The sequence below is a fragment of the Streptomyces sp. NPDC034670 genome, assembly GCF_055574875.1.
In genome coordinates this window covers 1-26,808 of the sequence record NZ_JBVITR010000046.1, presented here as the reverse complement: position 1 = coordinate 26,808, position 26,808 = coordinate 1, and the positions used below count along the sequence as shown (strand labels likewise).

The window sequence follows — 26,808 nt, the reverse complement described above, 5'->3', positions numbered from 1 at the left end:
GCAGTCCTTTCCGTCCAAGGAGTCCGCACCCCCATGACGTCCACGGTGCCCAACGCCGTCGAGCACACCGACGAGCAGCAGCCGCCGATCACCATGTTCGGCCCGGACTTCCCGTACGCGTACGACGACTTCCTCGCCCACCCGGCGGGCCTCGGCCAGGTCCCCGCGACCGAGCACGGCACCGAGGTCGCGGTCGTCGGCGGCGGCCTGTCCGGCATCGTCGCCGCGTACGAGCTGATGAAGATGGGCCTCAAGCCGGTCGTGTACGAGGCCGACCGGATCGGCGGCCGGCTGCGGACCGTGGGCTTCGAGGGCTGCGACCCCTCCCTGACCGCCGAGATGGGCGCGATGCGCTTCCCGCCGTCCTCCACGGCGCTCCAGCACTACATCGACCTGGTGGGCCTGGAGACCCGCCCGTTCCCCAACCCCCTCGCCGAGACGACCCCCTCGACCGTCGTCGACCTCAAGGGGGAGACGCACTACGCCGAGACCCTGGACGACCTGCCCCAGGTGTACCGGGACGTGGCCGACGCCTGGGCCCGGTGCCTGGAGGAGGGCGCCGACTTCTCCGACATGAACCGGGCGATGCGCGAGCGGGACGTCCCCCGCATCCGCGAGATCTGGGCCCGGCTGGTCGAGAAGCTCGACAACCAGACCTTCTACGGCTTCCTCTGCGAGTCCGAGGCCTTCCGGTCCTTCCGGCACCGCGAGATCTTCGGCCAGGTCGGTTTCGGCACCGGCGGCTGGGACACCGACTTCCCCAACTCCATCCTGGAGATCCTCCGGGTCGTCTACACCGAGGCCGACGACCACCACCGCGGCATCGTCGGCGGGTCCCAGCAGCTGCCGCTGCGCCTGTGGGAGCGCGAGCCGGAGAAGATCGTCCACTGGCCGTACGGCACCTCGCTGAAGTCCCTGCACGTGAACGGCGAGCCGCGCCCGGCCGTGACCCGGCTCCACCGCACCGCGGGCAACCGCGTCACGGTGACGGACGCGGCCGGCGACATCCGCACGTACCGGGCGGTGATCTTCACCGCCCAGTCCTGGATGCTGCTCTCCAAGATCGACTGTGACGACTCGCTCTTCCCGATCGACCACTGGACGGCGATCGAGCGCACCCACTACATGGAGTCCAGCAAGCTCTTCGTGCCCGTCGACCGCCCCTTCTGGCTGGACAAGGACGAGGACACCGGCCGGGACGTCATGTCGATGACGCTCACCGACCGCATGACGCGGGGGACCTACCTGCTGGACGACGGCCCGGACCGGCCGGCCGTGATCTGCCTGTCCTACACCTGGTGCGACGACAGCCTGAAGTGGCTGCCGCTGTCCGCGAACGAGCGGATGGAGGTCATGCTGAAGTCGCTCGGCGAGATCTACCCGAAGGTCGACATCAGGAAGCACATCATCGGCAGCCCGGTCACGGTCTCCTGGGAGAACGAGCCCTACTTCATGGGCGCCTTCAAGGCCAACCTGCCCGGCCACTACCGCTACCAGCGGCGCCTGTTCACCCACTTCATGCAGGACCGGCTGCCCGAGGACAAGCGGGGCGTCTTCCTCGCCGGCGACGACATCTCCTGGACGGCCGGCTGGGCCGAGGGCGCCGTCCAGACCGCGCTGAACGCGGTCTGGGGCGTCATGCGCCACTTCGGCGGCGAGACCGACCCGGCCAACCCGGGTCCCGGTGACCTCTACGACGAGATCGCCCCGGTGGAACTGCCCGAGGACTGACCCCCCGTCAGTCCGGCAGGGGCGTGAGCAGCATGCGGCCCGCGAAACCGACCGCCGTGTCCAGGCGGTCGGCGAACTCCCGGGCGACGTCCGGCAGACGGCGCAGTGCCCACAGCGCGCGGGCCGCCGTCCAGGCGGCGTCCCGGGCGCGGTCCAGGCTCCAGGCGCCCAGCAGGTGGGTCAGCGGGTCGGCGACCTGGAGCAGGTCGGGACCCGGCATCAGGTCCTCGCGGACGCGTTCCTCCAGCGAGACGAGGAGGTCGCCCACCCGGTCGAACTCGTCCTCCAGGTCGGCGGGTGCGCAGCCGAGCGCACGACAGGTGTCCACGACGGCGAGCGCGAGATCGTGGCCGATGTGCGCGTTGACGCCCGCCAGCGCGAACTGCAGCGGACGCACCCCGGGGTGGCGGCGGAACTGGAACAGCGGCCGCCAGCAGGCCGGTGGCCGCCGCTCCTCGAACAGCGCCCCGACCGCGGACAGGTAGCGCTCCGCGAACCGCACGTCCAGCGCGATCGCCGCCCGCGTGTCGGTGAACCGGCCCGCGTCGACGTCCCGGTCCACCGCCTCCGTCACGGCGAGGTAGACGCGGTTGAAGACCGCGAGCCCGTCCCGGTCCGGCAGGGCCGCGTCGAGGGCGCGCATCCGGGAGACGACCGCGTCCACGGGCGTGAGGAGTTGTTCGCGCTGCGCCATGAGCGCAGGGTCGCACCTTCAGGGGGGTGGCCGCGGCGGCGGGCCCGGCGCTTCCCCGGATCGGGGGAACGCGCCGCCGCGGGGGAGGGGGGAGCAGTACCGTGCCGGGCTCGCGTGCCCGGCGCCCGGCCGCACGGAGGAGCGAGCGCCGTCGCGCCGCCCGGCGGGGCGCGCCGGTCGCGGTGGCCTCCCGCGTGGCCGCGGTCGGTACCGTCACCGGGACGAGGACGGGCGGTGACGGTCGCGGGCGGACGAGGCCGTCACCGGGGTGACCGCGTCGCCGCTGCCGGAACCACTGCCCGCCGCGCCCTCGCCGTCCCCGTCCCCGTCCCCGTCGGCGACGGCGACGGGGACGGCGGTCTTCAGCAACGTGTCCGGCTTCCGTGCCACGGCCGACGAGGTCGCCCACGTCCGGGCCGTGCTCGACGCCCCGGGCGGTCCTCCCGGGGCCCGGCGCGGTGACCGGCACCGGCCGCGACGGCGACGGCGCCCCGGCCGACGGCGAGTGGTGCGCCCCGGCGGGCCGCAGGCTCGGCCGCGCCCCGGCGCTCGACACCGGCGAGCCGGGCACCGACGCCTGCCCGCGGGTGAAGCTGCCGGGGGGAGTCGGACGGCTGCCGAGAGGGCGCCGGGCGCCCTCACCCCTCGTACGCCTACGAACCGGCGCGCTGAGGGCCCTCGTCGCCCCGGCCGTCCGGACCGTCGTCGTAGGCGGAGGTGCCCGCGTCGAGCAGCGGCTGCTGCGTCTTGAGGTGGGCCGGCGCGAAGGCACGCAGCGCGTGGTAGCCGGTGATGACGACGAGCGTGCCCAGCGCGATGCCGCTGAGGGAGAAGGTGTCGGTGAACTCCATCGTCACGTTGCCGACGCCGATGATGATGCCCGCGGCGGCCGGCACCAGGTTCAGCGGATTGCGCAGGTCCACCTTGGCGTTGATCCAGATCTGGGCGCCGAGCAGGCCGATCATGCCGTACAGGATGACGGTGATCCCGCCGAGCACGCCGCCCGGGATGGCGGCCACGACCGCGCCGAACTTCGGGCACAGACCGAACAGCAGGGCGAAGCCGGCGGCGGCCCAGTAGGCGGCGGTCGAGTAGACGCGGGTCGCGGCCATCACGCCGATGTTCTCGGAGTAGGTGGTGTTGGGCGGGCCGCCGACCGCGGTGGACAGCATCGAGCCGACGCCGTCGGCGGAGATCGCCGTGCCGAGCTTGTCGTCGAGGTCGTCGCCGGTCATCTCGCCGACCGCCTTGACGTGCCCGGCGTTCTCGGCGATCAGCGCGATGACCACCGGCAGGGCGACCAGGATCGCCGACCACTCGAAGGACGGCCCGTGCAGGGTCGGCAGGCCGATCCAGTCCGCCTGGCCCACGCCGGACAGGTCCAGGCGCCAGTGGTCGGTGACCTCGCCGCTCGCGTCCGCCGAGTGGATCTTGCCGAAGACCCGGTCGAGCGCCCAGGAGAGGGCGTACCCGAAGACCAGCCCCAGGAAGATCGCGATCCGGGACCAGAAGCCGCGCAGGCAGACCACCGCGAGCCCGGTGAACAGCATCACGAACAGGGCGGTCCACTGGTCCTGCGGCCAGTAGGTGGCGGCGGTGACCGGCGCCAGGTTGAAGCCGATCAGCATCACCACCGCGCCGGTGACGACCGGCGGCATCGCGGCGTGGATGATCCGCGCCCCGAAGCGCTGCACGGCGAGCCCCGCCAGGAACAGCGCGGCGCCGACCACGAACACCGCACCGGTGACGGTGGCGCTCGACCCGCCCTGGGCCCGGATGACCGCGGCGACGCCGACGAAGGAGAGCGAGCAGCCCAGGTAGCTGGGCACCCGGCCGCGCGTCGCCAGCAGGAAGACGACCGTCGCGACGCCGGACATCATGATCGCCAGGTTGGGGTCGAGGCCCATGAGCACCGGCGCGACGAAGGAGGCCCCGAACATCGCCACGACGTGCTGGGCGCCCAGGCCCGCGGTGCGGGGCCAGGAGAGCCGTTCGTCGGGGCGGACCACCGCGCCGGGCGCCGGGGTGCGTCCGTCGCCGTGCAGTGTCCAGCGGACGCCGAGATCCATGGGCTGTCGCTTTCGTCGTTCGGCCAGCGTGTCCGGACCATTGTGCGGGCTGGTCAGGGATGCTCCGTACCGCGGGCCGGACGTCCCCGACCCGGCTGAGCGTCTGCTTAGGATGAGGGCGCGCCGCCCTCCGACGGAGGCGGCACCCGTTCCGTACGCCCCAGGAGTCCCACCCGTGACCGCCGAAGCCCCGCTCGCCCCCGCCCTGTCGTACGGCCGGCTGATCCCCGTGACCGTCCACTTCGACGACCTCGACGCGCTGGGGCTGCTGCACAACGCCCGTTACCCGCTGCTGGTCGAGCGGGCCTGGACCGAGCTGTGGCGCGGCAACGGCGTCCGCTTCGAGGGCGACTGGGCCGCGGCCGGCGACGCCTGCAACGCGGTCAGGGAACTGCGCGTGACCTACGAGGCGCCGGTGACCCGGCCGGGCGCCCACGCCGTCCACCTCTGGCTGGACCGGCTCGGCACCACCGGGCTGACCTACGGCTTCCGCTTCTGCTCGGCGGACGGGGCGGTGACCTACGCCCGGGGCAGCCGGGTGCTGGTGCGGCTGGACGCCGGGACGCTGCGCCCGGCGCCCTGGAGCGAGGCGTTCAGGGCCGCGGCCCGGGAACTGCTGCGTCCGGACGCGTGACCGCCTCGCGGTCGCCGCCGCGCAGCACCCCCGCGAAGCCGGCCAGGCCGCACGACAACACCGTGACCAGGACGAACGACACCATCAGACTGGTCGCCTGGGCCAGCAGCCCGATCGCGCTCGGAGCGACCAGGCCCGAGGTGTAGGTGATGGTCGCGACGCCCGCGATGGCCAGGCTCGGGTTGGAGCCGCTGCGGCCGGCGGCGGCGAAGCACAGCGGCACCACCACCGCGATGCCCAGCCCCATCAGGGCGAAGCCGCCCATCGCCGTCGCGGGGTGCCGCGCGAGGACGATCAGCAGTCCGCCGAGCACGGCGAGCACCCCGCTCGCGCGGACCGTGCGGACGGCGCCGTGGCGGTCCACCACCCGGTCCCCGGCGATCCGGGCGATCGCCATGGTCAGGGTGAAACCGGTGGTGCAGGCGGCGGCGAGACCGGCCGAGGCGTCGAGCCGGTCGCGCAGGTAGACCGCCGACCAGTCCAGGCTCGCGCCCTCCGCGAACACCGCGCAGAACCCGATCGCGCCGATCAGCAGCGCGGAGCGCGGCGGCAGCGCGAACCTCGGCGGCGGTTCCTCGTCCTCGGCGGGCTGCAGGTCCAGCACCCAGGCGCAGGCGGTGACCCCCACCGCCGTCAGGACGGCGGCCGCGAGCAGGTGGTGCAGCCGGGCGTCCGCGCCGAGGTGGGCGGCGAGCGTGCCGACCGCCGAGCCGATCAGGGCGCCGGCGCTCCACATGCCGTGCAGCCCGGACATGATCGACTTGTCGAGGCGGTTCTCCACCTCCACGCCCAGCGCGTTCATCGCCACGTCCGACATGCCGGCCGTGGCGCCGTAGACGAACAGGACCAGGCAGAGCGTGACCAGGTCCGGGGCGAGCGAGGGCAGGACGAGCGCGAGCGTCCACAGGGCGATCAGCACGCGCAGGGCGGTGCGGGCGCCGAGGCGGTGGCTGATCCTCCCCGCGAGCGGCATCGCGACGGACGCGCCGAGCGCGGGAAAGGCGAGGGCCAGTCCGAGCTGTCCCGCGGTGAGCCCGGCGTGGTCCTGGATCCACGGGACGCGGGTGGCGAACGAGCCGGTGACGGCGCCGTGCACGGCGAACACGGCGGCCACGGCGTACCGCGCCCGCCTCACCTCGGGCCGCCCGTGCACCACTTCGCCCATCGTCCGCCCCCTGCCGGTCCGTCCCCGCGTGTGCCGCCGTAAACTATCAGGAAGCCTGCCTGATAGATAAGGGGTCTCCGGGCCCGCACCGCGTCCCGGGCCCCGACCGGTCCCGCCGATCTGGGAGGATCCCGGCATGGCCGCATCCCCGAGCACCGCTCGAGCCATCAACGACCGGCTCGCCCTGCGCCTGCTCCAGCAGGAGGGGCCGCTGACGGCGGGCCGGCTGAAGCAGCTGACCGGACTCTCCCGGCCGACCGTCGCCGACCTCGTCGAGCGCCTCACCGCCGCCGGCCTGATCGCGGTGGTCGGAGAGGCGGGGGAGCGCCGGCGCGGGCCCAACGCCAAGCTGTACGGCATCGTCGCCGGGCGGGCGCACCTGGCCGCGCTCGACGTGCGCACCGAAGGCGTCGCCGTGGTCGTCTCCGACCTCGTCGGCGAGGTCCTGGCCGAGGCCTCCGCGCCCATCACCGGGGACGCGGGGACGGGGCCGGCCGTGGAGCGGGCGGTGACGCTGGTGGAGCGGACGGCGAAGGAGGCGGGCGCCGACCGGCTGCACACCGTCGGGATCGGCGCGCCGGGACTGATCGACCCCGCGAGCGGCGAACTGCGCGACTCCACCGGCCTGCCCGAGTGGCACCGCCGCCTGGTCGCCGCGCTCCAGGAGCGCCTTCCCGAGGCCCGGGTCCGGGTGGAGAACGAGACCAACCTCGCCGCGCTGGCCGAGCAGCGCGACGGGGCGGCCCGCGACCGGGACACCTTCGTCCTGCTGTGGCTGGGCCAGGGCACCGGCGCGGCCGTGGTCCTCGACGGCACCCTGCGCCGGGGCGCCTCCGGCGGCACGGGCGAGATCGGCTTCCTCCCGGTGCCGGGCACCGGCGGCCTCCCCTCGGCCACGGACTGCGCGGGCGGCTTCCACTCCCTGGTCGGGGCGGCGGCGGTCGCGGAGCTGGCGGAGCGGCACGGCCTCCCGGCCGGGTCCGGGGCGGGCCCGGTGGCGGCGGAGGCGGTACGGGCGGCCGTGCGGGGGACCGGACCGGCGTCCGCCGGGCCGCGCTTCCTCGACGCGCTGGCCGACCGGATCGTCGTGGGCGTCGCGTCGGTGGTCGCCCTGCTGGACCCGGGGTGCGTGGTGCTGGGCGGGGAGGTCGGGCAGGCCGGCGGGGAGGCGCTCGCCTCCCGGGTGCGGGACCGCCTGGCCCTCGTCTCACCCCTGCCCGCCGAGGTGCGGGCCGGCGCCCTGGGCGGCGGCGCGGTCCTGCGGGGCGCGCTGCTGACCGCCCGGGACCGCGCCCAGGACGAACTCTTCGGAGTCCCCGCCTCCTGGAGCCCCGGCAGCCCCGGCTGATCCCGCCGGCGGTACCGCCGGCCGGTCCGCGTCCGCCGCGGGAGCGCGCGAGAGCCCCGGCGTCCGCCGCGGTCCCACCGGTGACGCCCCTCGCCCGCGCGGCGGGGCCCTGCGGTTCACCGGCGCCCCGCACCCCCGAACCGCTCCGCCAGGAACTCGTCGAACGTGCGCCCGCCCACCGCCCGTCGCGGGGCCAGGTGGCCGCCGGCGCGGAAGGCGCGGTAGGCGGCGCCGCGCAGGGGCACCTTCACCACCGCGCGCCGGCGGCCCGCGGCCTCCAGGTACGCGCGGGCCAGCGACTCGAGCGTCCGCACCTCCGGACCGCCCATGTCCTCGACGCGGCCCGCCGGCCCGCCCCGGGCCAGCTCCGCCAGGCGCCCGGCGACCTCGGCGACGTCGATCGGCTGGTCCTTCACGCGGGCGGGCAGCAGCACGACGGGCGCCCTGGACAGGCCCTGGAGGAGGGTGAGCACCAGGTCGTGGAACTGGGTGGTGCGCAGCACCGTCCAGCCGAGACCCGACTCCTCGACCAGCCGCTCCACCGCGTGCTTGGTCCGGTAGTAGCCGAACGGCACCCGGTCGACGCCGACGATCGAGATGTACACCAGGTGGCCCGCCCCGGCCCGCCGCGCCGCCGCGATCAGGTTCCGCGCCGCCTGCTCGTCGCCGCCGCGCGGCGAGGACGCGCAGTGCACGATCGTCCCCGCCCCCTCGACCGCGGCGTCCAGCCCGCTCCCGCCCTCGCGCAGGTCGACGGCGTACGGCCGGGAGCTCCGGCTGAGCACCCGCACCTCGTGCCCGTCCGCCCGCAACCGCTCGGTGACGAGCCGGCCGAGCGTTCCGGTACCCCCGGTCACCAGGATCCTGGTCATGCTGTTCAGCCCTTCCGGACACCGGGCGCTCCCCGCCGGAGCGCCCCTCGCCGACACCGGCCGGCGGCGTACGGGGCCCAGCCTGTCCGGGTTCCCCGTGCCCCGCACCCGGGGACGAGCCCGTTCGGCCGAGGGGCGCGCGGCCCGTGCGGTCCGCGCTCACCGCGGCGGCGTGGTGGGGCCCGGCGGCGGGCAAGGGCCTTCGTCACCGCCGCCGGGCCGGTCTCGGACGAGGGCCGGCAGGGCCCCCGACGTCGGCGCAGACCCTAGGAGGACCGGACCGCACCGTCAATAGGTATGGACCAATTCCGCGGATCTCCCCCCGCGGGGGCGGGAGCCGGCTTCCGCGAGGGGGGATCCGCGGGCCGGGGGAGCGCACTGTGAGCCACTCCACATCCATCCCCTGTATGGGTGGTGATCGGGCATGGCACACTGGCCCTGTATCAGCAGCAGCGCACTCCGGGGTCGGTGAAAGTCCGAACCGGCGGTTACAGTCCGCGACCCGGTCGCTTCCAGCGGCCGGTTGACCAGGTGAAATTCCTGGACCGACGGTTAAAGTCCGGATGGGAGGCAGTGCGCGGCGGGCGGGCATCATGCGCGCCGCCGTACCGGTTCGCCGTCGAGGCGGACCCCGTCCGGCGTCGCTCCCGGTGTCCCCGCTCGTACGTTCTGCCGTCGTCGGCAGCCCCGGAGTCCGTGCCCGAAGAGGCAGGAGGACCCGGGAAGTGTTCACCGGAATCGTCGAAGAGCTGGGCGAAGTCACCGCCGTCGAGACCCTCGACGACGCCTGTCGCTTCCGGCTGCGCGGTCCCGTCGTCACCGAGGACGCGAAACACGGGGACTCCATCGCCGTCAACGGCGTCTGCCTCACCGTCGTCGAGCACGAGGGCGACGAGTTCACCGCCGACGTGATGGCCGAGACCCTGAACCGCTCCAGCCTCGGCGCCCTCGGCGTCGGTTCCCGGGTCAACCTCGAACGCCCCGTGGCCCTGGGCGCCCGCCTCGGCGGCCACATCGTGCAGGGGCACGTCGACGGCACCGGGGAGATCCTCGGGCGCGAGCCGTCCGAGAACTGGGAGGTCGTGAGGATCTCCCTCCCGGCGGACCTCTCCCGCTACGTGGTGGAGAAGGGCTCCGTCACCGTCGACGGCGTCAGCCTCACCGTCGTCGACGCCGGCCCCGACTTCTTCACGGTCAGCCTGATCCCCACCACCCTCGCCCTGACCACGCTCGGCCTCAAGCAGCCCGGCGACCCGGTCAACCTCGAGGTGGACGTCATCGCCAAGTACGTCGAGCGGATGATCGGCGACCGGGCCGTCGGTGAGGGGGCCGCGCGGTGAACTGGCTCAATTCCGAGGCCTTCGTCCTCTTCGGCCAGCACATCAAGTGGTCGGACATGATCGGCAACGTGATCGGCCTGGTCGCCCTGGCCCTCGGCTGGCGGCGCTCCCTGTGGACCTGGCCCGCCCAGTTCCTCTCCGGCCTGATCCTCTTCGCCGCCTTCGCCACCGCCCACCTCTCCGGCAGCGCCGGCAAGCAGGTCGTCGTGATGCTCGTCGCGGCCTGGGGCTTCTGGCAGTGGAACCGCGGCCGCCGGCAGGCCCAGGACGGCTCCGTCGCGGTCCGGTTCGCCACCTGGCGCGAACGCGGCGCGCTGTGCGCCGCCGCGGCCGCCGGCACCCTCGCGGTCGGCGGGCTGTTCACCCTGTACCCGTCCCTGTCCTGGGACCCCTGGCCGGACGCCTACATCTTCGTCGGCACGATCGTCGCCATGTACGCCCAGGCCCGCGGCATGGTCGAGTTCTGGTTCGCCTGGCTGCTCGTCGACCTCGTCGGCGTCCCCCTGAACTTCGCCAACGGCTTCGCGTTCTCCGGCTTCGTCTACGTCCTCTACGGCGCGCTGGTCCTGTGGGGGCTGCGCGACTGGTGGCTGCGCTCCCGCGCCGCGCGGCCCGCCCTGGAAGGAGCGCCCGCATGACCGCCCTCCCGTCCCCCGCCCCCGCTCCCGCCCCGGGCGAGGTCCTCCCGCAGCGGGGGGCCTGGGCGGACCACCACCGGTCCGTCCCTCCGGTCCCCTCCGTCCTCCACGGCCCCGCCGGCGCCGAGGACCTCGCCCTCGACCCGGTCGAGCGGGCCGTCGCCGACATCGCGGCCGGCCGTCCGGTCGTGGTCGTCGACGACGAGGACCGCGAGAACGAGGGCGACCTCGTCATCGCCGCCGAGAAGGCCACCCCCGAGATCGTCGCCTTCATGATGAGCGAGTGCCGCGGTCTGATCTGCGCCCCCATGGAGGGCGAGGAACTGGACCGGCTGCGGCTCCCGCAGATGGTGGACGACAACACCGAGTCGATGAAGACCGCGTTCACCGTCTCCGTGGACGCCTCCGCCGCCCACGGCGTGACCACCGGGATCTCGGCCGCCGACCGCGCCACCACGCTCCGGCTGCTGGCCGGCGGCACCGCCGGACCCGCCGACTTCGTCCGCCCCGGGCACGTCTTCCCGCTGCGCGCCCGCCCGGGCGGCGTGCTGGTGCGCAACGGCCACACCGAGGCCGCCGTCGACCTCGCCCGCCTCGCCGGTCTGCGCCCGGCCGGCGCCATCGTCGAGATCGCCGGCGAGGACGGCCGGATGCTGCGGCTGCCCGAGCTGGTCCCGTTCGCCCGCAAGCACGGTCTGACGATCATCTCCATCGAGGACCTGATCGCCTACCGGCGCTCCGCCGGGCGGGGGACGCCCCCGTCCGGACTCCCGGCCCCGCCCGAGCGGGAGGCGTCCCCGTCCGCGCCCCCCGTCCGCCGCGAGGCCGCGGTGCACCTGCCCACCTCGCACGGCACCTTCACCGCGTACGGCTACCGCTCCACCGTCGACGGCGTCGAGCACGTCGCCCTCGTCCACGGCGAGATCGGCGACGGCGAGGACGTCCTCGTCCGGGTCCACTCCGAGTGCCTCACCGGCGACGTCTTCGGCTCCCGGCGCTGCGACTGCGGCCCCCAGCTGGACGCCTCCCTGGAGCGCGTCCGGAAGGAGGACCGGGGCGTGGTGGTCTACCTGCGCGGACACGAGGGGCGCGGCATCGGCCTGATGTCCAAGCTGCGCGCCTACGAGCTCCAGGAGCGCGGCCGGGACACCCTCGACGCCAACCTCGAACTCGGCCTGCCCGCCGACGCCCGCGACTACGGCGCCGGCGCGCGGATCCTCGCCGACCTCGGAGTGCGCAGCGTCCGCCTGATGACCAACAACCCCGACAAGGCCGACGCGCTCGTCCGGCACGGCATCGAGGTCGCCGGCCGTGAGCCGATGCCCGTCACCGCGGGCGAGCACAACCTGCGCTACCTGCGCACCAAGCGGGACCGGATGGGCCACGACCTGCCCTGGCTGGACGCGCCGACCGTGCCCGCCTGCGGCAACCAGTGAGAGAACGCGAAGAACCGCACGGAACACCGAGGAGAGACGTGAGCGGCAAGGGTGCACCGGAACTGTCCGTACGCGACGTGGGGGACCTGCGGGTCGCCGTCATCGCGGCGCAGTGGCACGAGAAGGTGATGGACGGACTGGTGGACGGCGCCCTGCGCGCCCTGCACGACCTCGGCATCGACGAGCCGACCCTGCTCAGGGTCCCCGGCAGCTGGGAACTCCCGGTCGTCGCCAAGGTCCTGGCCGGCCGCGGCTACGACGCGGTCGTCGCCCTCGGCGTCGTCATCCGGGGCGGCACGCCCCACTTCGACTACGTGTGCCAGGGCGTCACCCAGGGACTCACCCAGGTCTCGGTCGACACCGGCGTGCCCGTCGGCTTCGGCGTGCTCACCTGCGACACCGAGGAGCAGGCCCTGGACCGGGCCGGACTGCCCGGCTCCAGCGAGGACAAGGGGCACGAGGCGGTCACCGCGGCGGTGGCGACCGCGGCGACGCTGCGTTCAGTATCCGAACCCTGGCGGTGAGGAGGGCCCGTCACCGCGTAGGGTAAGGACCACCATGTCCAAGAAGACGTTCGAGGAGCTCTTCACCGAGCTCCAGCACAAGGCCGCCCACGGCGATCCCGCCACCTCCCGCACCGCCGAGCTCGTGGACAAGGGCGTCCACGCCATCGGGAAGAAGGTCGTCGAGGAGGCCGCCGAGGTCTGGATGGCCGCCGAGTACGAGGGCAAGGAGGCGGCCGCCGAGGAGATCTCGCAGCTGCTGTACCACGTCCAGGTGATGATGGTCGCCCGCGGCATCTCCCTCGACGACGTCTACGCCCACCTGTGACCGCACCTCCCCCGTCACCCCGCCACACGAAGGAAGCCGACCTCATGCTGCGCATCGCCGTCCCCAACAAGGGTTCACTCTCAGGCCCTGCGGCGGAGATGCTGCATGAGGCCGGCTACCAGCAGCGCCGCGAGTCCAAGGAACTGCGGATCGTCGACCCGGTGAACGAGGTCGAGTTCTTCTACCTCCGCCCCCGCGACATCGCGATCTACGTCTCCTCCGGCCGCCTCGACATCGGCATCACCGGTCGCGACCTGCTCGTCGACTCCGGCGCCAGGGCCGAGGAGATCCTCCCGCTGGGCTTCGCCCGCTCCACCTTCCGCTACGCCGCCAAGCCCGGCACGGTGGACGGCCTGAGCGGCCTGACCGGCAGGACGGTCGCCACCTCCTACGAGGGCATCGTCGCCAAGCACCTGGCCGACCACGGCATCGACGCCTCCGTCGTCCACCTCGACGGCGCCGTCGAGACCGCCATCGAACTGGGCGTCGCCGAGGTCATCGCCGACGTCGTCGAGACCGGCACCTCCCTGCGCAACGCGGGGCTGGAGGCCTTCGGCGAGCCGATCATGAAGTCCGAGGCGGTCGTCGTCCGCCGCGCCGGCGCCGCCGACGAGGCGGACGGGGCCGTCGAGTCCAAGGTGCAGCAGTTCCTGCGCCGCCTCCAGGGCGTCCTGGTCGCGCGGACGTACGTGATGATGGACTACGACTGCCGGGTGGAACAGCTGGAGAAGGCCGTCGCGCTGACCCCGGGCCTGGAGTCCCCGACCGTGTCCCCGCTGCACAACGAGGGCTGGGTCGCCGTCCGCGCGATGGTCCCGTCCAAGGAGGCGCAGCGCGTCATGGACGATCTCTACGACATCGGCGCACGCGCCATCCTCACCACCGCCATCCACGCCTGCCGCCTCTGACCGCGCCCCGGAGCACCACCATGTCGGACGCCAGCCAGGACGGGCTGCCCGCCCTGCCCGTCGCCTTCCGGCCGCGCAGCACCCGCGTGGTGCTGCTCACGGCCGCCGCCGCGCTCTTCGCGGTCATCACCCTGGTCGCCCTGCTGCTGCCGCAGCTCGGCCCGGGCGAGCAGGTCAGCTTCGTGTTCACCGGCGCGCTGCTGGCCGGCGTGCTGTGCCTGCTGGCGCGGCCGAAGGTCGTCGCCGACGAGGCGGGTGTCACCGTCGTCAACATCACGAGCAAGCGCCGCCTGGAATGGGCGGAGATCCTCCGGGTGAATCTCCGTCCGGGTGATCCGTGGGTCTTCCTCGACCTCAGCGACGGCACCAGCCTGCCCGCGCTCGGCATCCAGCCGGGCATCGCCCAGCAGCGCGCCGTCGCCGACGCCCGGGCCCTGCGGGCGCTCGTCGAGGCCCGTTCCACGGCCGGCCCGGAGCCGACCCGGGACTGAGGCGCGGGCCGCGACGGGGCCGTCCGCCCCGCCGCGGCCACCGCCGTGACCGGTCCGGTGGGTGAAGGCGCGACGACGGCGCCTTCACCCCGGCCGCCCCGCCCGGCGGGCCAGGGGTTTCCGTCACCCGAGCGACGCCCCCTCCGGTGCCGGACGGACCGCCCTTCCGTACCCGCGCCCCCGCCGGCGTCAGGCCGGCGGCGGGTCCTGCGGGCCCCTGCCCGACAGCACCTCCCCGTACGCCTGCATCAGGTCCGGCAGCCGCAGCGTCGCCAGGTCCTCCCGGGTCAGCGTCCCCGGGTACACCGACAGCCGCAGGTCCCGGTACGCGCAGCTCTTCTCGTACAGCGTCCGCAGGAACCGCCCGTTGCCCAGCTCGTCGATCCACCCCTGCTCCACCACGTGCCCGGCGACCGACCGCAGCTCCTCCAGCGCCTCCTCGTCCCACAGGTCGCCGTTCTCGGCGGCGAGCACCTTGCCGATCTCGGTGAGTTCACCGGGGCGGTAGGAGGGGAAGTCGACGCGGGTGGTGAAGCGCGAGGACAGCCCGGGGTTGGCGGCCAGCAGCCGGTCCATGCCCTCCGGGTAGCCGGCCAGGATCACCACCAGGTGGTCGCGGTTGTCCTCGGCCCGTTTCAGCAGTACCTGGAGCGCCTCGTCGCCGTACGCGTCGCCCTTGCCGTAACCGGAGTTGGAGAGGGCGTAGGCCTCGTCGACGAACAGCACGCCGCCGAGCGCGGAGTCGATCAGCTCGTTGGCCTTCACGGCCGTCTGCCCCAGGTACTCGCCGACCAGGTCCGCCCGCTGGGCCTCCACCAGGTGGTCGCCGCCGAGCAGGCCGAGGGCGTAGAAGACGCGGCCCAGGATGCGGGCCACCGTGGTCTTGCCGGTGCCGGAGGGGCCGGAGAAGACGAAGTGGCGTTTCGGCGGCTGCACCGGCAGTCCCTGCCCGGCCCGCAGCCGGGCCATGTTCAGCTGCGCCGACAATGCCTTGACCTGGCGCTTCACCGGCTCCAGGCCCACCATGCGCTCCAGTTCGGCGAGTGCCTCCTCCAGCAACGCGGGATCGGTGGGGCCCGGGGGCAGGGACGACGACGCCGTGCCCGCCCTCTCGCGCACCGCCGGGCCGACGACCGGCGGGAGGGGGGCGGGAGGCGGTTCGGGCTCGGAGGACCTGAGGTCGCGGCCCTCGGTGCCGAAGAGCGGGTCGAGCGTGTCCGGTCCGTCGATCACGTCCTGGCCCGCGCCGGTGAGCGTGAGCGCGGCGAGGTCGGCGGAGTCGTCGTACCCGTCGCCCTCGTTGATCGCGGCGAGCCGGGCCGAGGTGTCCATGAAGGCCGGGTCGACCCGGTGCACGGCCCGGTACAGCGGGAGCGCCGCGGCGCTGCGTCCCGTCCCCTCGTGGGCGCGCGCCAGCCAGTAGCGCAGTTCCTTGCGCTGCGGCTGTTCGCTGCGGCACCGCATCAGGGCCGCCGACAGCAGTGGCTCGGCCTGCCCGTACATCTCCAGGCGGACCCGGGCCATGCCGGCGAACAGGCTCGCCTCGATGCCGAGCACCGGGTCCCCGACCAGCGGGTCGGTGTGCCGGACGAGCTGCTCCCAGTCCTTGACCAGGTAGGCGCGGCAGGCGTGCAGGAAGCGGACCTGCGGATCGGCGTCCACCGGGGGCAGCCCGGCGAGCGCCCGGTCCAGCTCGGGGACATGGCGTCCGTCCAGCCAGTGGGAGGCGTGGGCCAGCAGCAGGTCGCGGGGGCTCTCCAGCACCGGTTGCACCCACCAGCCCAGCCAGTACCAGGAGTTGAGGGTGCGGTGGTGCCGGGCGCGCTGTTCGCCGAAGCGGTCCCGGTGCCGGAACATCCTCAGCAGCGCCGCCGTCGTGTCGACGCGCAGCGCGTGCAGTCCGAGCCAGCCGTCGGCCATCCCCGGGTCGATCCGCACCGCGGCCCGGAACTCCTCCTCCGCCTGCGGGTAGGCGCCCATCGTGTAGGCGTCCACGCCCCGCAGCCAGGCGAGGTCGGCCGGGGCCTGCGTGCCCTGCGTGCCGAAGTCCATCACGTCCCCCACGAACCGTGCCCCCGTCGGTGTGCCGGTCGGCCCTCGTCCGTCGGCTCCCTTTGGTCGAACCACTGTGCCGCGGACCGGAGTTGCAAGGTGCGCGAAGCAGCGTCCGTAGGTCGCACCGAGGGGCATCGTACCCGCGGGGGCGTCACCTCCGTAGGGTGCCGCGCACGGCGCGGGACGCGGGGGACGCGGGGGGAGGGGAGGGCCGGGGGGACGCGGAACGGCCGTCGTGACCGAGGGTGATCGTCATATGCCACTGAGCGCCCGCGAGACGCGAAAAGGGCAGAACGAAGCCCCCGGTCACGGGGGAACAACCGGGGGCTTCGTGTCTTTCGGCGGCTCCGAACGGCCGCACATTGAGAACGTAAGTCCTGTACGGCCCGCCGGTCAAGCCGTGTTGGGACACTCCGGCAACTTGTCCGGCACCGTTCTTCACGCGATCACCACACTGCGGACGGTCCGTCACCGTGCGTGAACGGACGGCCGGTTCCGGCAGTCCCGGCAGGCCCGGGAGTCACCTCGTACCCCTCCTCGCACTGCCGCACCAGAAGGTCGGCGAAGGGCCGCGAGGGGTCGCCGGCGAAATGCTCGCGTTCCGCCCCGACCCATCCGTCCCAGAACTCCCGCTGCTCCTCACCGTCCCGCGCCCGACCCCGGGACCACGCCTCCTCCCGGGGCAGGTCCATCCACAGCAGCAGCGCCAGGTGCGGACGCACGTCCCGGCGCCCCGCCCCGACGCCCTCCACGACGACCACGGGGGCGGGCGGCAGCGGGCGGGGCGGTCCGAAGCGGCGGGCCCGCCAGTCGTAGGGGGAGTAGCGCGCGGTCTCGCCGCGGCCGAGCGGCTCGATCACCTGGCGCAGCAGCCGCCCGGTCCAGCCGAACAGCTCCCCGTGGCTCGCGATGTCGTCGAGGTGCAGCACCGGGGCCCCGTCCAGCGCCTCGGCCAACCGCCCGGCGAACGTGGACTTCCCGGACCCGGCGTGCCCGTCGACGCCGACGAGCCGGACCGGGCCGCAGGAGGGGGCGAGCCGGCGGATGCGGGAGGCGAGAGCGTGGATGGCTGGTTCCCGGGGTGGGCGGAAGGGGGTGACGGGAGCACTCTAGGGGGTGCCGTCCGGACGGAGGAGCCGCGGGCGCCGCCGTGGGGAGGATCCGCGCTGCCGGCCGGTGCGGCACGGCCCGGGGTGCTGGCAGGAGCCGCCCCGCTGTGCCCATAGTGGGCGCACACCCGTTCCGCCCGGCGGACGCACGCCGTCCGGCCGGCCGTGCCCCGGACCCGCCCCGACTCCGACACCTGGGGGACCTCCGCCCATGAGCAGAGCCGAACTGCCCTCCCGCCGAACCCTCCTGGCGGCCGCGGTCGTCACCGCCGTCGCCGGATCCGCGGGCCCGGCGCCCGCCGCCACCGCGGCCGCCGCCCGGGCCGTCCGCCCCGTGGACAACCGGGCCTGGACCTCGTACGGCGACTGGCGCGCGGGCAGCGCCGCCGGGACCCGCGCCGTCGCCGGGGCCCGTCCCGCCCTCGTGATCGGGAGACCCGTCGGCACCACGGACCACACCGACCCGCACACCGGCACCACGGCCGCCTGGGAGTACGCGACGTGGACCTCGCCCGTCCACCGGCTCGCCGTGCCGGCGACGGAGGCGATCGCCTCCTGGAACGCGCACACCCCCGACGGCACCTGGCTCCAGGCCGAACTGAGGGGCACGTACTCCGACGGCACGGACACCCCCTGGTACGTCATGGGCCGCTGGGCGGCCGGCGACCGGGACATCCGGCGGACCTCGGTGGACGACCAGGGCGACGGCAGGAGCAGCGTCTGGACCGACACCCTCGCCGTCGACGATCCGGCCTCCGGCCTGCGCATCGTCTCCTACCGGTTGCGGCTGACCCTGTACCGCCGCCCCGGCACGGGGCTCACCCCGACCGTGTGGCGGGTCGGCGCGATGGGCTCCGACGTCCCCGACCGGTTCACCGTCCCCGCCTCCCGGCCCCGCCTGGCCCGGGAACTGATCGTCCCGCGCTACTCGCAGGAGATCCACAAGGGCCGCTACCCCGAGTACGACAACGGCGGCGAGGCCTGGTGCAGCCCGACCTCCTCGCAGATGGTCGTCGAGTACTGGGGCGGCCGGCTCACCGCGGAGCAGCTCGCCTGGGTGGATCCGTCGTACGACGACCCGCAGGTGTGCCACGCGGCCCGGTCCACCTACGACCACCAGTACGGCGGCTGCGGCAACTGGCCGTTCAACGCCGCCTACGCGGCCACCTTCGAGGGCCTGCAGGGCGTGGTCACGCGCCTGGGCTCCCTCACCGACCTGGAGACGCTGATCGCGGCCGGCATCCCGGCCATCACGTCCCAGTCCTTCACGGCGGAGGAGCTGACCGGGGCGGGGTACGGCACCTCCGGGCACCTGATGACCGTCATCGGCTTCACCGCCGGCGGCGACGTGATCGCCAACGACCCGGCGTCCCCGGACAACGAGGCCGTGCGGCGCGTCTACCGGCGGCGCGAGTGGGAGAACATCTGGCTCAGGACCAAGCGGTACAACGCCTCGGGCAAGGTCGTGTCCGGCACCGGCGGGGTCTGCTACCTGTACTTCCCGGCGCGGCCGACCCCGGGCCAGCGCAAGGCGCTCGCGGCGGTGGGGGTGCGCTGAGCCGGCCCGCCCGGCGGGTCCCGCGGACCGGGGCCCGCCGGGCGTGTGACCAACCTCTCGGCCGCAGAAGCCGTCGACGGTGGCAAGGTGGACGGGTCCGTGGGGGGAATCCACAGCACCACCGAGACCAGCGAGCAGCCATGAGCGTGAACACCGCCACCGTCACCCGTGTCCGTACCGGCGGCCCCCGGGAGGACGGGCCGAAGATCCTCGAGCACCTCGCGGGATGGACCCTCGTCGTGGTCGTCGCGATGCTGGTGACCCAGCTCGGACTCCTGTGACCCGCGTCATCGCACCGCTGTGACCTGGTCCACCCTGGGGCCTGCCATACTGCGGGTGTCCCGCCGCCCGCAGGAAACCAGGGTCGAAATTGAATATCAGTCAACAGCCTGCCGTGCGTCCCGGAGTGCGCGGCACCGAGCGCTCGCTGGCGCGCCGCGCGGAACTCATCGCCATCGGGCGGAGGTTGTTCGCCGACACGTCCTACGACGCGCTCTCCATGGATGACATCGCGCGCCAGGCGCATGTCGCCAAGGGGCTGATCTACTACTACTTCCACTCCAAGCGGGGCTACTACCTGGCGATCATCCAGGACTCGGTGGCCGGCCTGGTCTCCTTCGCGGCGAGCGGGGTCGAGCTGCCCCCCGTGGAGCGGGTGCACCGCACCATCGACAGCTACCTGCGGTACGCCGAGCACAACCAGGCCGCCTACCGCACCATCGTCAGCGGCGGAGTCGGCTTCGACGCCGAGGTGCACGCGATCCGGGACGGGGTGCGCGAGGCGATCATCGCGACCATCGCCGAGGGCGCCTACGGCCGCACCGACATCGCGCCGCTGGCGCGGATGGGGCTGCTGTCCTGGGTGTGCGGCGTGGAGGGCGCCGCGCTCGACTGGATAGACCGGGGCGAACTGTCCCGCGAGGCCATGCGCGACCTGCTGGTGAAGACGCTCGGCGGGGCCCTGCGCGCCATCGGGGAACTGGATCCCGCCCATCCGGCCCCGCGGCCCGCCCGCCGCGGCGCCTGAGACCCCGGCACCCGCGCCCGGCCCTCCGGGGGCCGGACCCGCGCGGCCGGGGGCGCGGACCCGGTCCGGAGGGGCCCGGAGGTTTCTCGAAGTAAGCGGTCGTTAACTGATGACGCGGTGCCGCCGATCGGGCATACTCACAGCGCACAGCCGCTGGTCAGCAGCTTCCGAGACCCGGAAGTGCGAGCATCGGCCAGGCACCAGAACGACCCCCCCGGCGGAGCTGCCCCCACCCAAGGCGCACATCCGCCGATGTGCCCGAACAGGGAGGAGAGCGTCGCCATGCCCGACCGCGCCCCGCAGCCGGTGGACCGGCAACTGCCCACGGAGGAGGCCCGGGACCTGATCTCGCTCGTCCGCGACATCGCGCAGCGCGAGATCGCCCCCCGGGCGGCCGAGGAGGAGGACGCCGGGCGCTTCCCCCGCGAGCTCTTCGCACTGCTCTCCGAGTCCGGCCTGCTCGGCCTGCCCTACCGTGCCGAGTACGGCGGCGGCGACCAGCCGTACGAGGTCTACCTCCAGGTGCTCGAAGAGCTCGCCACGGCCCGTCTGACGGTCGGCCTCGGCGTCAGCGTGCACACCCTGGCCGCCTACGCGCTCGCCGACCACGGCACCGAGGAACAGCGGGCCGAGCACCTGCCGGCGATGCTCGGCGGCGGCCTGCTCGGCGCCTACTGCCTCTCCGAGCCCGCCTCCGGCTCGGACGCGGCCTCCCTGCGCACCAGGGCGGTGCGCGACGGGGAGGACTGGGTGATCACCGGCACCAAGGCGTGGATCACGCACGGCGGCATCGCCGACTTCTACACCGTCATGGCCCGCACCGGCGAGGAGGGCCCGCGCGGGATCACCGCCTTCCTGGTGCCCGGCGACGCCGAGGGGCTGAGCGCCGCCGCGCCGGAGAAGAAGATGGGCATGAAGGGCTCGCCCACCGCCCAGGTCCACCTCGACGGGGTACGGGTCCCCGACAGCCGGCGCGTCGGGGAGGAGGGCCAGGGCTTCGCGATCGCCCTGTCGGCACTGGACGGGGGCCGGCTCGGCATCGCGGCCTGCGCGATCGGCCTGGCCCAGGCGGCGCTCGACGAGGCGCTCGGGTACGCGACCGAACGGCGGCAGTTCGGCCGGCCGATCGCCGACTTCCAGGGACTGCGCTTCATGCTCGCCGACATGGCCACGCAGATCGAGGCGGGGCGGGCGCTGTACCTCGCGGCGGCCCGGCTGCGCGACGCGGGGCGGCCGTTCGCCAAGCAGGCGGCCATGGCCAAGCTGCACTGCACCGACACGGCGATGCGGGTGACCACCGACGCCGTCCAGATCCTCGGCGGCTACGGCTACACCGCGGACTTCCCGGCCGAGCGCTACCTGCGCGAGGCCAAGGTCCTGCAGATCGTCGAGGGGACGAACCAGATCCAGCGCATGGTCGTCGCCCGCCACCTCGCGGGGCCGGAGTCGCGCTGAACCGGCCGGACCGTCCGAGTCCCCGCCGGGGCGCCGTGGGCCGTGCCCCCTCCAGGGCGTGCCTCCCGGGCAGGGCGCGCCCCGGTCCGCCCGGGCCCGCGCCGGATCGCGGTGGGCGGGCGGGTCCGGGACCCGGGCCGGCGGGGCCGCGTCCGTGGGCGGTGGCACGGGGAAGCGGCGCTGACGCCCGGTCGTCGAGTACGCGGGGGCCGTCGTGCCCGGACGGCGCGGGAGCGGCCGGGCGGGTCACCGACCGCCGGGACGGGGCGTGCGTTCGCGGCCGTCCCGTGCGGCGGACGGCGGCGACCGTGAACCGGAAGACCTTCCGCGCGTCCCCCCCCGCCGACGGGCGCGTCACGGGGTCACGCGGTGGACGGGCGGCGGGCCGCGCCGCCCCCGCTGCGGCGTGCGCTCAGGCCGCGTGGCGCCGCATCGACGGCACCCTGATCGGACGCGAGCCCGGACCGCCGACGTGCGAGAAGGGCTGGGTGCGCCAGTCGAGCCCCTGAGGCAGCGTCAGCAGCAGGGCGGTGTCCTGCTCCTGGAGCGCGAAGGACTCGTCCGCGGGCCGCGCCTCGGAGGCGGGCCGGCCGGTGCCGGCGCAGACGGTGAGGCCGAACGGGTTCCACGGCGAAGCGCACAGCGCGTGCTCCGGAAGGACCTCCTCGTCCGCCAGCAGGGCGATGGGCTGCGCACAGTCCGGGCAGACCACCCGGTACATCTCGAAGGTGTCGTACGCGTCGAACTCCTCGTCGAGGGCGTCGGGTTCGACGCCCTCCGAAGCGGTCTCGACGACCGGCTGCTGTCGCTTGGACGGGGTGCGACCAAGGCGCTTGAGACTCTGCATGGGTTTTCTCCCCCTCGGGCTGGGCCGTGAAAGGCGCTGCGGCCTCGACCACAGCAAGCACTTCCCGTTGGCCCCGGGGGGTAATCACGAGAACATCACGGAGACCGGTCGAGAGCTGTGGCGTTCGTCACATGCCGATCGCAGGTGCCCCGCGCGACGACTCCGTCCCCTCCCGCTCTCCTCCGGCCGCTCGCGGCGGGGGGCCGGCACATCACGAACCGGGTGCGACCCGGGCCGTTCGGGTATCCGCGGAGATCAGGGGCCCTGTAGGTTCTTGCGTCATGGAGGAGCTGGACCGACGGATCGTGCAGCTGCTCGTCAAGGACGGGCGGATGAGCTACACAGACCTGGGCAAGGCCACGGGCCTGTCCACGTCGGCCGTGCACCAGCGGGTGCGCCGGCTGGAACAACGTGGCGTCATCCGCGGCTACGCCGCGGTCGTCGACCCGGAAGCCGTGGGCCTGCCCATGACCGCCTTCATCTCGGTCAAGCCGTTCGACCCCAGCGCTCCCGACGACATCGCGGACCGCCTCGCCGGGGTCCCCGAGATCGAGGCCTGCCACAGTGTCGCCGGCGACGAGAACTACATCCTCAAGGTGCGGGTGTCCACACCGCACGAACTGGAGGAACTCCTCGCACGCGTGCGCACGTTGGCGGGCGTCTCGACCCGGACGACGGTCGTCCTGTCCACGCCGTACGAAGCCCGGCCGCCGCGCGTCTGAGACGGGCACGGCGGCGCCGGCGGGGCACGGCGGACACCCCTTCCGCTCCCGGCCGCGGCGACCCGGACCTGCGTGCGGCCCGTCCCGCCCGACGCGCGAGACTGGGGGGCATGAGTGAACGCACCGCCCCGCCGCACACCGTCCTGCTCCGCCGCGGAGAGGTCCACAGCCCCGCCGACCCCTTCGCGACCGCGATGGTCGTCGAGCGCGGCCAGGTCGCCTGGGTCGGCTCCGAGGGCGCCGCCGACGCCTTCGCGGACGGGGTCGACGAAGTGATCGACCTCGACGGGGCCCTGGTCACCCCGGCGTTCACGGACGCGCACGTCCACACCACGGCCACGGGTCTCGCCCTCACCGGCCTCGACCTGTCCACCGCCTCCTCGCTCGAGGCCGCGCTGGCCCGCGTACGGGAGTTCGCCGCCGCCCGCCCGGACGACCGGGTGCTGCTCGGCCACGGCTGGGACGCCGCCCGCTGGCCCGGCGGCCGGCCCCCGACCCGTGCCGAGCTCGACGAGGCCACCGGCGGCCGTCCGCTCTACCTGAGCCGGATCGACGTCCACTCCGCGGTCGTCACCACCGCGCTGCTCGACCTCGTCCCGGGCGAGCTCACCCGCGAGGACCGCCCGCTCACCGGGGACGCGCACCACGCCGTCCGCGCCGCCGCCCTCGCCGCCGTGACGCCGGCCCAGCGCACCGGGGCCCAGCGCGCCGCCCTCGCCCACGCCGCCTCGCTCGGCATCGGCACGGTCCACGAGTGCGGCGGCCCGGAGATCTCCTCCGAGGACGACTTCACCGGCCTGCTGCGGCTCGCCGCCGAGGAGCCCGGCCCGCGCGTCGTCGGCTACTGGGCCGAGCGGGACACGGCCAAGGCGCGGGAGCTGGGCGCGGTCGGCGCCGCGGGGGACCTGTTCGCCGACGGCGCCCTCGGCTCGCACACCGCCTGCCTGCACGAGCCGTACGCCGACGCCGGCCACACCGGCACCGCGCACCTGGACGCCGCCGCCGTCGCCGCCCACGTCGCGGACTGCACCGAGGCCGGCCTCCAGGCCGGCTTCCACGCCATCGGCGACGCCGCGGTGAGCGCCGTCGTCGACGGCGTGCGCGCCGCCGCCGAGAAGGTCGGCCTCGCCCGGATCCGGGCCGCCCGCCACCGCGTCGAGCACGCCGAGATGCTCACCCCCGAGACCGTCGCCGCCTTCGCCGAACTCGGCCTGACCGCCTCCGTCCAGCCCGCCTTCGACGCCCTGTGGGGCGGTGAGGACGGGATGTACGCCCGGCGGCTGGGACCGGAGCGGGCCCGCTCCCTGAACCCGTTCGCCGCGCTGCTGCGCGCCGGCGTCCCGCTCGCCTTCGGCTCCGACAGCCCGGTCACACCCCTCGACCCCTGGGGCACGGTCCGGGCCGCCGCCTTCCACCGCACGCCGGAGCACCGCGTCTCCGTGCGTGCCGCGTTCACCGCGCACACGCGCGGCGGCTGGCGGGCCGTCGGACGCGACGACGCCGGCGTCCTGGTGCCCGGGGCGCCCGCCGACTACGCCGTCTGGCGCACCGGCCGGCTCGTCGTCCAGGCCCCCGACGACCGGGTGGCGCGCTGGTCCACCGATCCCCGCTCCGGCACCCCCGGCCTGCCCGACCTCACCCCGGGGCGCGACCTGCCCGTCTGCCTGCGCACCGTGGTCGGCGGGCGCACGGTCTTCGTACGGCCGGGCGAGTGATCCGCGCGGGTGGCGCGGTGCCCGCCGGGCGCCGCGCCCTCGTCGCACGACCTGCGCCTCCACCGCGCTGACCAGGCACGCGAGCTGTGTTCCGCAGGTCAAACGGCTGTTGACAGGCGGCCGCGGGGGACCGGTAGGTTCGGCCGGGTCCACCGTCGGACGCCCGACCGGGCAACTCCCGGCCACTCGCGTCAGCGCCGCTGGGTCAGGAGCGGTGTGCCGCACCGGGGCACCGCCCCTGGGAGCCAGGCTCAGCGCCGGCGCCGGGTCGAGGGAACCTCCTGGCCGGTCGGGGAGGTGTGACCCGGATGGGGCCCGGGCGCTCAGTAGACAACGGCTTCGGCCGATCCGCAGCCGGCGGGTCCGGGGCCGGCCCGAAGGGCGCCGGGCCCCCATCCGTTGCCGTGCGCCGTCCCGCTCGCGCCCGCCGGAGGCCCGTTCCCGGCCGGTCCCGGCGGGTGACACCCCTGTACGGGAATCCTGTCGCGTCATCGCAGGGCGTGACCACTATGGTGGGACCCTGCGCACAAAACATGAAGGGGCAGCAGTGAACGACGGCGACGGGATCCTCGCGGCAGGAGCCCAGGGGAGGCGCTTCGGCCCGCTCGGCACGGCTCTGGTGATCATTCCGACCTACAACGAGGCGGAGAACATCAGGACGATCGTCGGCCGGGTGCGCGAGGCCGTCCCCGAGGCGCACGTTCTCGTGGCCGACGACAACAGCCCCGACGGCACCGGCAAGTTGGCCGACGAACTGGCCGCCGGGGACGACCGGGTCCACGTGCTGCACCGCAAGGGCAAGGAAGGCCTGGGCGCGGCCTACCTCGCGGGCTTCCGCTGGGGGATGGAGCACGGCTACGGCGTACTGATCGAGATGGACGCCGACGGCTCCCACCAGCCCGAGGAGCTGCCCCGCCTGCTGACCGCCCTCAAGGGCGCCGACCTGGTGCTCGGTTCGCGCTGGGTGCCGGGCGGCCGGGTGGTGAACTGGCCGAAGTCCCGCGAGTTCATCTCGCGCGGGGGCAGCCTCTACTCGCGCATGGCGCTCGATCTGCCGCTGCGCGACGTCACCGGCGGGTTCCGTGCCTTCCGGCGCGAGACCCTGGAGGGCCTCGGCCTCGACGACGTGGCCTCCCAGGGCTACTGCTTCCAGGTCGACCTCGCCCGCCGCGCGGTCAGGGCCGGTTACCACGTCGTCGAGGTGCCGATCACCTTCGTCGAGCGGGAACTCGGTGACTCCAAGATGAGCCGCGACATCCTCGTCGAGGCGCTGTGGCGGGTCACGGCGTGGGGCGTGGGGGAGCGGGTCGGCAAGGTCCTGGGGCGCGGCGACGGAAAGCCGGCCGGGCCGCAGGGCGCCTGATCGCCCCCTCGCGCCGGGGCCGGGCCGGCCCAGGCACACTGGGGGTATGACGACTGGCGCTCAGACCCCGTACCCCGCCCGGCCCCGGCGCTCCCGGCTGCGCACGTTCCTGCCGCTGGGCGTCGCCGCGTGGCTCGTTCTGGAGATCTGGCTGCTGACGGTGGTGGCCGGGGCGTCGGACGGGCTGGTGGTCCTCCTGCTCCTGGCGGCCGGTCTGGTCCTCGGCTCGGCCGTCGTGAAGCGGGCCGGCCGACGGGCCTTCCGGAACCTCACCGAGACCCTGCGACAGCAGCAGGGCGGGACGGCCCCCGTGCCCCGGCCGAACAGCGAGGGCAACGGCCTGACGATGCTGGGCGGTCTGCTGCTGATCGTCCCGGGGCTCGTCTCGGACGTGCTGGGACTGCTCCTGCTGGTGCCGCCGGTCCAGCGGGCGGTGAGCCGGCGTGCCGAGCGCACCTTCGAGCGCAAGCTGCGCGAGGCCGCGCAGGGATCCCTGGGCGACGCCTTCCGGCAGGCCCGCATGCACCGGCCCGACGGCAAGGTGGTCCAGGGCGAGGTCGTCCGGGACGAGCCGGAGGACACTTCGCGGGAGCCGCGCCCGCCACTGACGCGGTGAGGTCCGGAAGGGCGGATTCCGGGAACGGGCCCGGACCTTCCCGGGCGTCGGGGAGAGCACACGCAGGAGCGGGGGGGGGGGGGGGGGGGGGGGGGGGGGGGGGGGGGGGGGGGGGGGGGGGGGGGGGGGGGAGGGTGGGGGGGGGGGGGGGGGGGGGGGGGGGGGGGGGGGGGGGGAGGAGAGA

26 protein-coding genes and 1 riboswitch are annotated in these 26,808 nt (G+C 74.4%); of the genes, 18 read left to right on the top strand and 8 right to left on the bottom strand.

The annotated features are described in order from the left end of the window. Positions 1-33: 33 nt before the first annotated feature. A complete protein-coding gene (locus tag ACZ56B_RS25555) occupies positions 34-1,731 on the top strand; it encodes a flavin monoamine oxidase family protein (protein WP_468795116.1) in 1,698 nt (565 codons plus the stop codon). Between the two features lie 7 nt (positions 1,732-1,738). Here ACZ56B_RS25555 and ACZ56B_RS25550 read toward each other — a convergent pair whose 3' ends face one another. The 3 genes from ACZ56B_RS25550 to ACZ56B_RS25540 form a co-directional block, all read right to left on the bottom strand. Further along, positions 1,739-2,425 carry a DUF5995 family protein gene (locus ACZ56B_RS25550; protein ID WP_468795113.1) on the bottom strand — a complete coding sequence of 229 codons (687 nt, stop codon included), beginning with the start codon at positions 2,423-2,425 and terminating at the stop codon, positions 1,739-1,741. A 213-nt stretch (positions 2,426-2,638) separates the two neighbouring features. Continuing rightward, on the bottom strand, positions 2,639-2,815 hold the full coding sequence (locus tag ACZ56B_RS25545) for a hypothetical protein (RefSeq protein ID WP_468795110.1): 177 nt from the start codon (positions 2,813-2,815) through the stop codon (positions 2,639-2,641). 263 nt (positions 2,816-3,078) lie between these two features. Then, positions 3,079-4,494 carry a uracil-xanthine permease family protein gene (locus ACZ56B_RS25540; RefSeq protein ID WP_468795107.1) on the bottom strand — a complete coding sequence of 472 codons (1,416 nt, stop codon included), beginning with the start codon at positions 4,492-4,494 and terminating at the stop codon, positions 3,079-3,081. Positions 4,495-4,669: 175 nt separating this feature from the next. Here ACZ56B_RS25540 and ACZ56B_RS25535 point away from each other — a divergent pair, with 175 nt between their 5' ends. Then, the gene (locus ACZ56B_RS25535) at positions 4,670-5,128 is read left to right on the top strand and encodes an acyl-CoA thioesterase (protein WP_468795104.1); all 459 of its coding nucleotides are present in this window, start codon (positions 4,670-4,672) and stop codon (positions 5,126-5,128) included. Here the strand turns inward: ACZ56B_RS25535 and ACZ56B_RS25530 are convergent. Beyond that, positions 5,088-6,293 (bottom strand): MFS transporter, encoded by a 1,206-nt coding sequence (locus tag ACZ56B_RS25530; protein WP_468795101.1) that lies wholly within the window; start codon positions 6,291-6,293, stop codon positions 5,088-5,090. The two genes, ACZ56B_RS25535 and ACZ56B_RS25530, sit on opposite strands and share 41 nt — an antisense overlap. 136 nt (positions 6,294-6,429) lie before the next feature. On the opposite strand from ACZ56B_RS25530, the gene ACZ56B_RS25525 reads away from it, so the two are divergent. Next, on the top strand, positions 6,430-7,641 hold the full coding sequence (locus ACZ56B_RS25525; RefSeq protein WP_468795098.1) for an ROK family transcriptional regulator: 1,212 nt from the start codon (positions 6,430-6,432) through the stop codon (positions 7,639-7,641). A 116-nt stretch (positions 7,642-7,757) separates the two neighbouring features. On the opposite strand, the gene ACZ56B_RS25520 is transcribed toward ACZ56B_RS25525, so the two are convergent. Further along, positions 7,758-8,513, bottom strand: a complete 756-nt coding sequence (locus ACZ56B_RS25520) for an SDR family oxidoreductase (RefSeq protein WP_468795095.1) — start codon at positions 8,511-8,513, stop codon at positions 7,758-7,760. A gap of 450 nt (positions 8,514-8,963) precedes the next feature. Then, positions 8,964-9,094, top strand: a riboswitch (FMN riboswitch). A gap of 144 nt (positions 9,095-9,238) precedes the next feature. Between ACZ56B_RS25520 and ACZ56B_RS25515 the strand changes: the two genes are divergently transcribed. Genes ACZ56B_RS25515 through ACZ56B_RS25485 form a run of 7 tightly spaced genes read left to right on the top strand, consistent with a single transcriptional unit; the run spans position 9,239 to position 14,157 of the window. After that, positions 9,239-9,853 carry a riboflavin synthase gene (locus ACZ56B_RS25515; RefSeq protein ID WP_468795092.1) on the top strand — a complete coding sequence of 205 codons (615 nt, stop codon included), beginning with the start codon at positions 9,239-9,241 and terminating at the stop codon, positions 9,851-9,853. After that, on the top strand, positions 9,850-10,491 hold the full coding sequence (locus tag ACZ56B_RS25510) for a nicotinamide mononucleotide transporter family protein (RefSeq protein ID WP_468795089.1): 642 nt from the start codon (positions 9,850-9,852) through the stop codon (positions 10,489-10,491). Before ACZ56B_RS25515 ends, ACZ56B_RS25510 begins: the two co-directional genes overlap by 4 nt. Further along, positions 10,488-11,927 carry a bifunctional 3,4-dihydroxy-2-butanone-4-phosphate synthase/GTP cyclohydrolase II gene (locus tag ACZ56B_RS25505; protein WP_468795086.1) on the top strand — a complete coding sequence of 480 codons (1,440 nt, stop codon included), beginning with the start codon at positions 10,488-10,490 and terminating at the stop codon, positions 11,925-11,927. Before ACZ56B_RS25510 ends, ACZ56B_RS25505 begins: the two co-directional genes overlap by 4 nt. 38 nt (positions 11,928-11,965) lie before the next feature. Further along, the gene (ribH, locus tag ACZ56B_RS25500) at positions 11,966-12,451 is read left to right on the top strand and encodes a 6,7-dimethyl-8-ribityllumazine synthase (protein WP_309058728.1); all 486 of its coding nucleotides are present in this window, start codon (positions 11,966-11,968) and stop codon (positions 12,449-12,451) included. A gap of 34 nt (positions 12,452-12,485) precedes the next feature. After that, positions 12,486-12,758 carry a phosphoribosyl-ATP diphosphatase gene (locus tag ACZ56B_RS25495; protein ID WP_004990764.1) on the top strand — a complete coding sequence of 91 codons (273 nt, stop codon included), beginning with the start codon at positions 12,486-12,488 and terminating at the stop codon, positions 12,756-12,758. Between the two features lie 44 nt (positions 12,759-12,802). After that, positions 12,803-13,666, top strand: coding sequence for an ATP phosphoribosyltransferase (gene hisG, locus ACZ56B_RS25490; protein ID WP_468795083.1), 864 nt, complete (start codon positions 12,803-12,805; stop codon positions 13,664-13,666). A 20-nt stretch (positions 13,667-13,686) separates the two neighbouring features. Next, entirely contained in the window at positions 13,687-14,157 is a 471-nt protein-coding gene (locus ACZ56B_RS25485) for a PH domain-containing protein (RefSeq protein ID WP_468795080.1), read from the top strand. Between the two features lie 189 nt (positions 14,158-14,346). On the opposite strand, the gene ACZ56B_RS25480 is transcribed toward ACZ56B_RS25485, so the two are convergent. Further along, positions 14,347-16,209 carry an AAA family ATPase gene (locus ACZ56B_RS25480; protein WP_468795077.1) on the bottom strand — a complete coding sequence of 621 codons (1,863 nt, stop codon included), beginning with the start codon at positions 16,207-16,209 and terminating at the stop codon, positions 14,347-14,349. A gap of 449 nt (positions 16,210-16,658) precedes the next feature. Then, the gene (locus ACZ56B_RS25475) at positions 16,659-17,279 is read right to left on the bottom strand and encodes a uridine kinase family protein (protein WP_468795186.1); all 621 of its coding nucleotides are present in this window, start codon (positions 17,277-17,279) and stop codon (positions 16,659-16,661) included. Between the two features lie 253 nt (positions 17,280-17,532). On the opposite strand from ACZ56B_RS25475, the gene ACZ56B_RS25470 reads away from it, so the two are divergent. The 4 genes from ACZ56B_RS25470 to ACZ56B_RS25455 all read left to right on the top strand — a co-directional run bounded on the left by ACZ56B_RS25470 (position 17,533) and on the right by ACZ56B_RS25455 (position 21,361). Beyond that, positions 17,533-18,879 (top strand): peptidase C39 family protein, encoded by a 1,347-nt coding sequence (locus ACZ56B_RS25470; protein ID WP_468795074.1) that lies wholly within the window; start codon positions 17,533-17,535, stop codon positions 18,877-18,879. 140 nt (positions 18,880-19,019) lie between these two features. Further along, positions 19,020-19,160 (top strand): SCO1431 family membrane protein, encoded by a 141-nt coding sequence (locus ACZ56B_RS25465; RefSeq protein WP_468795072.1) that lies wholly within the window; start codon positions 19,020-19,022, stop codon positions 19,158-19,160. 89 nt (positions 19,161-19,249) lie between these two features. Next, a complete protein-coding gene (locus ACZ56B_RS25460; protein WP_468795069.1) occupies positions 19,250-19,906 on the top strand; it encodes a TetR/AcrR family transcriptional regulator in 657 nt (218 codons plus the stop codon). Between the two features lie 282 nt (positions 19,907-20,188). Further along, the gene (locus ACZ56B_RS25455) at positions 20,189-21,361 is read left to right on the top strand and encodes an acyl-CoA dehydrogenase family protein (RefSeq protein WP_468795183.1); all 1,173 of its coding nucleotides are present in this window, start codon (positions 20,189-20,191) and stop codon (positions 21,359-21,361) included. Positions 21,362-21,773: 412 nt separating this feature from the next. Here ACZ56B_RS25455 and ACZ56B_RS25450 read toward each other — a convergent pair whose 3' ends face one another. Beyond that, on the bottom strand, positions 21,774-22,208 hold the full coding sequence (locus ACZ56B_RS25450) for a hypothetical protein (protein WP_468795067.1): 435 nt from the start codon (positions 22,206-22,208) through the stop codon (positions 21,774-21,776). Positions 22,209-22,489: 281 nt separating this feature from the next. Here ACZ56B_RS25450 and ACZ56B_RS25445 point away from each other — a divergent pair, with 281 nt between their 5' ends. The 4 genes from ACZ56B_RS25445 to fxsA all read left to right on the top strand — a co-directional run bounded on the left by ACZ56B_RS25445 (position 22,490) and on the right by fxsA (position 26,624). Next, positions 22,490-22,930: an Lrp/AsnC family transcriptional regulator gene (locus ACZ56B_RS25445; protein ID WP_468795064.1), complete on the top strand. Its 441-nt coding sequence runs from the start codon at positions 22,490-22,492 to the stop codon at positions 22,928-22,930. A 110-nt stretch (positions 22,931-23,040) separates the two neighbouring features. Further along, positions 23,041-24,645 carry an amidohydrolase gene (locus ACZ56B_RS25440; protein WP_468795061.1) on the top strand — a complete coding sequence of 535 codons (1,605 nt, stop codon included), beginning with the start codon at positions 23,041-23,043 and terminating at the stop codon, positions 24,643-24,645. Between the two features lie 547 nt (positions 24,646-25,192). Then, on the top strand, positions 25,193-26,008 hold the full coding sequence (locus ACZ56B_RS25435) for a polyprenol monophosphomannose synthase (protein WP_468795059.1): 816 nt from the start codon (positions 25,193-25,195) through the stop codon (positions 26,006-26,008). 46 nt (positions 26,009-26,054) lie between these two features. Beyond that, positions 26,055-26,624: an FxsA family membrane protein gene (gene fxsA / locus ACZ56B_RS25430; protein ID WP_468795057.1), complete on the top strand. Its 570-nt coding sequence runs from the start codon at positions 26,055-26,057 to the stop codon at positions 26,622-26,624. Positions 26,625-26,808 lie beyond the last annotated feature (184 nt).

Bases quoted from the DNA above. Each gene is read 5' to 3' on its own strand.
- ACZ56B_RS25520 (WP_468795095.1), bottom strand. From the start codon at position 8,513: ATGACCAGGATCCTGGTGACCGGGGGTACCGGAACGCTCGGCCGGCTC.
- ACZ56B_RS25550 (WP_468795113.1), bottom strand. From the start codon at position 2,425: ATGGCGCAGCGCGAACAACTCCTCACGCCCGTGGACGCGGTCGTCTCC.
- ACZ56B_RS25465 (WP_468795072.1), top strand. From the start codon at position 19,020: ATGAGCGTGAACACCGCCACCGTCACCCGTGTCCGTACCGGCGGCCCC.
- fxsA (WP_468795057.1), top strand. From the start codon at position 26,055: ATGACGACTGGCGCTCAGACCCCGTACCCCGCCCGGCCCCGGCGCTCC.
- ACZ56B_RS25530 (WP_468795101.1), bottom strand. From the start codon at position 6,293: ATGGGCGAAGTGGTGCACGGGCGGCCCGAGGTGAGGCGGGCGCGGTAC.
- hisG (WP_468795083.1), top strand. From the start codon at position 12,803: ATGCTGCGCATCGCCGTCCCCAACAAGGGTTCACTCTCAGGCCCTGCG.
- ACZ56B_RS25480 (WP_468795077.1), bottom strand. From the start codon at position 16,209: ATGGACTTCGGCACGCAGGGCACGCAGGCCCCGGCCGACCTCGCCTGG.
- ACZ56B_RS25450 (WP_468795067.1), bottom strand. From the start codon at position 22,208: ATGCAGAGTCTCAAGCGCCTTGGTCGCACCCCGTCCAAGCGACAGCAG.
- ACZ56B_RS25455 (WP_468795183.1), top strand. From the start codon at position 20,189: ATGCCCGACCGCGCCCCGCAGCCGGTGGACCGGCAACTGCCCACGGAG.
- ACZ56B_RS25485 (WP_468795080.1), top strand. From the start codon at position 13,687: ATGTCGGACGCCAGCCAGGACGGGCTGCCCGCCCTGCCCGTCGCCTTC.
- ACZ56B_RS25505 (WP_468795086.1), top strand. From the start codon at position 10,488: ATGACCGCCCTCCCGTCCCCCGCCCCCGCTCCCGCCCCGGGCGAGGTC.
- ACZ56B_RS25470 (WP_468795074.1), top strand. From the start codon at position 17,533: ATGAGCAGAGCCGAACTGCCCTCCCGCCGAACCCTCCTGGCGGCCGCG.
- ACZ56B_RS25495 (WP_004990764.1), top strand. From the start codon at position 12,486: ATGTCCAAGAAGACGTTCGAGGAGCTCTTCACCGAGCTCCAGCACAAG.
- ACZ56B_RS25525 (WP_468795098.1), top strand. From the start codon at position 6,430: ATGGCCGCATCCCCGAGCACCGCTCGAGCCATCAACGACCGGCTCGCC.
- ACZ56B_RS25445 (WP_468795064.1), top strand. From the start codon at position 22,490: ATGGAGGAGCTGGACCGACGGATCGTGCAGCTGCTCGTCAAGGACGGG.
- ACZ56B_RS25540 (WP_468795107.1), bottom strand. From the start codon at position 4,494: ATGGATCTCGGCGTCCGCTGGACACTGCACGGCGACGGACGCACCCCG.
- ACZ56B_RS25440 (WP_468795061.1), top strand. From the start codon at position 23,041: ATGAGTGAACGCACCGCCCCGCCGCACACCGTCCTGCTCCGCCGCGGA.
- ACZ56B_RS25555 (WP_468795116.1), top strand. From the start codon at position 34: ATGACGTCCACGGTGCCCAACGCCGTCGAGCACACCGACGAGCAGCAG.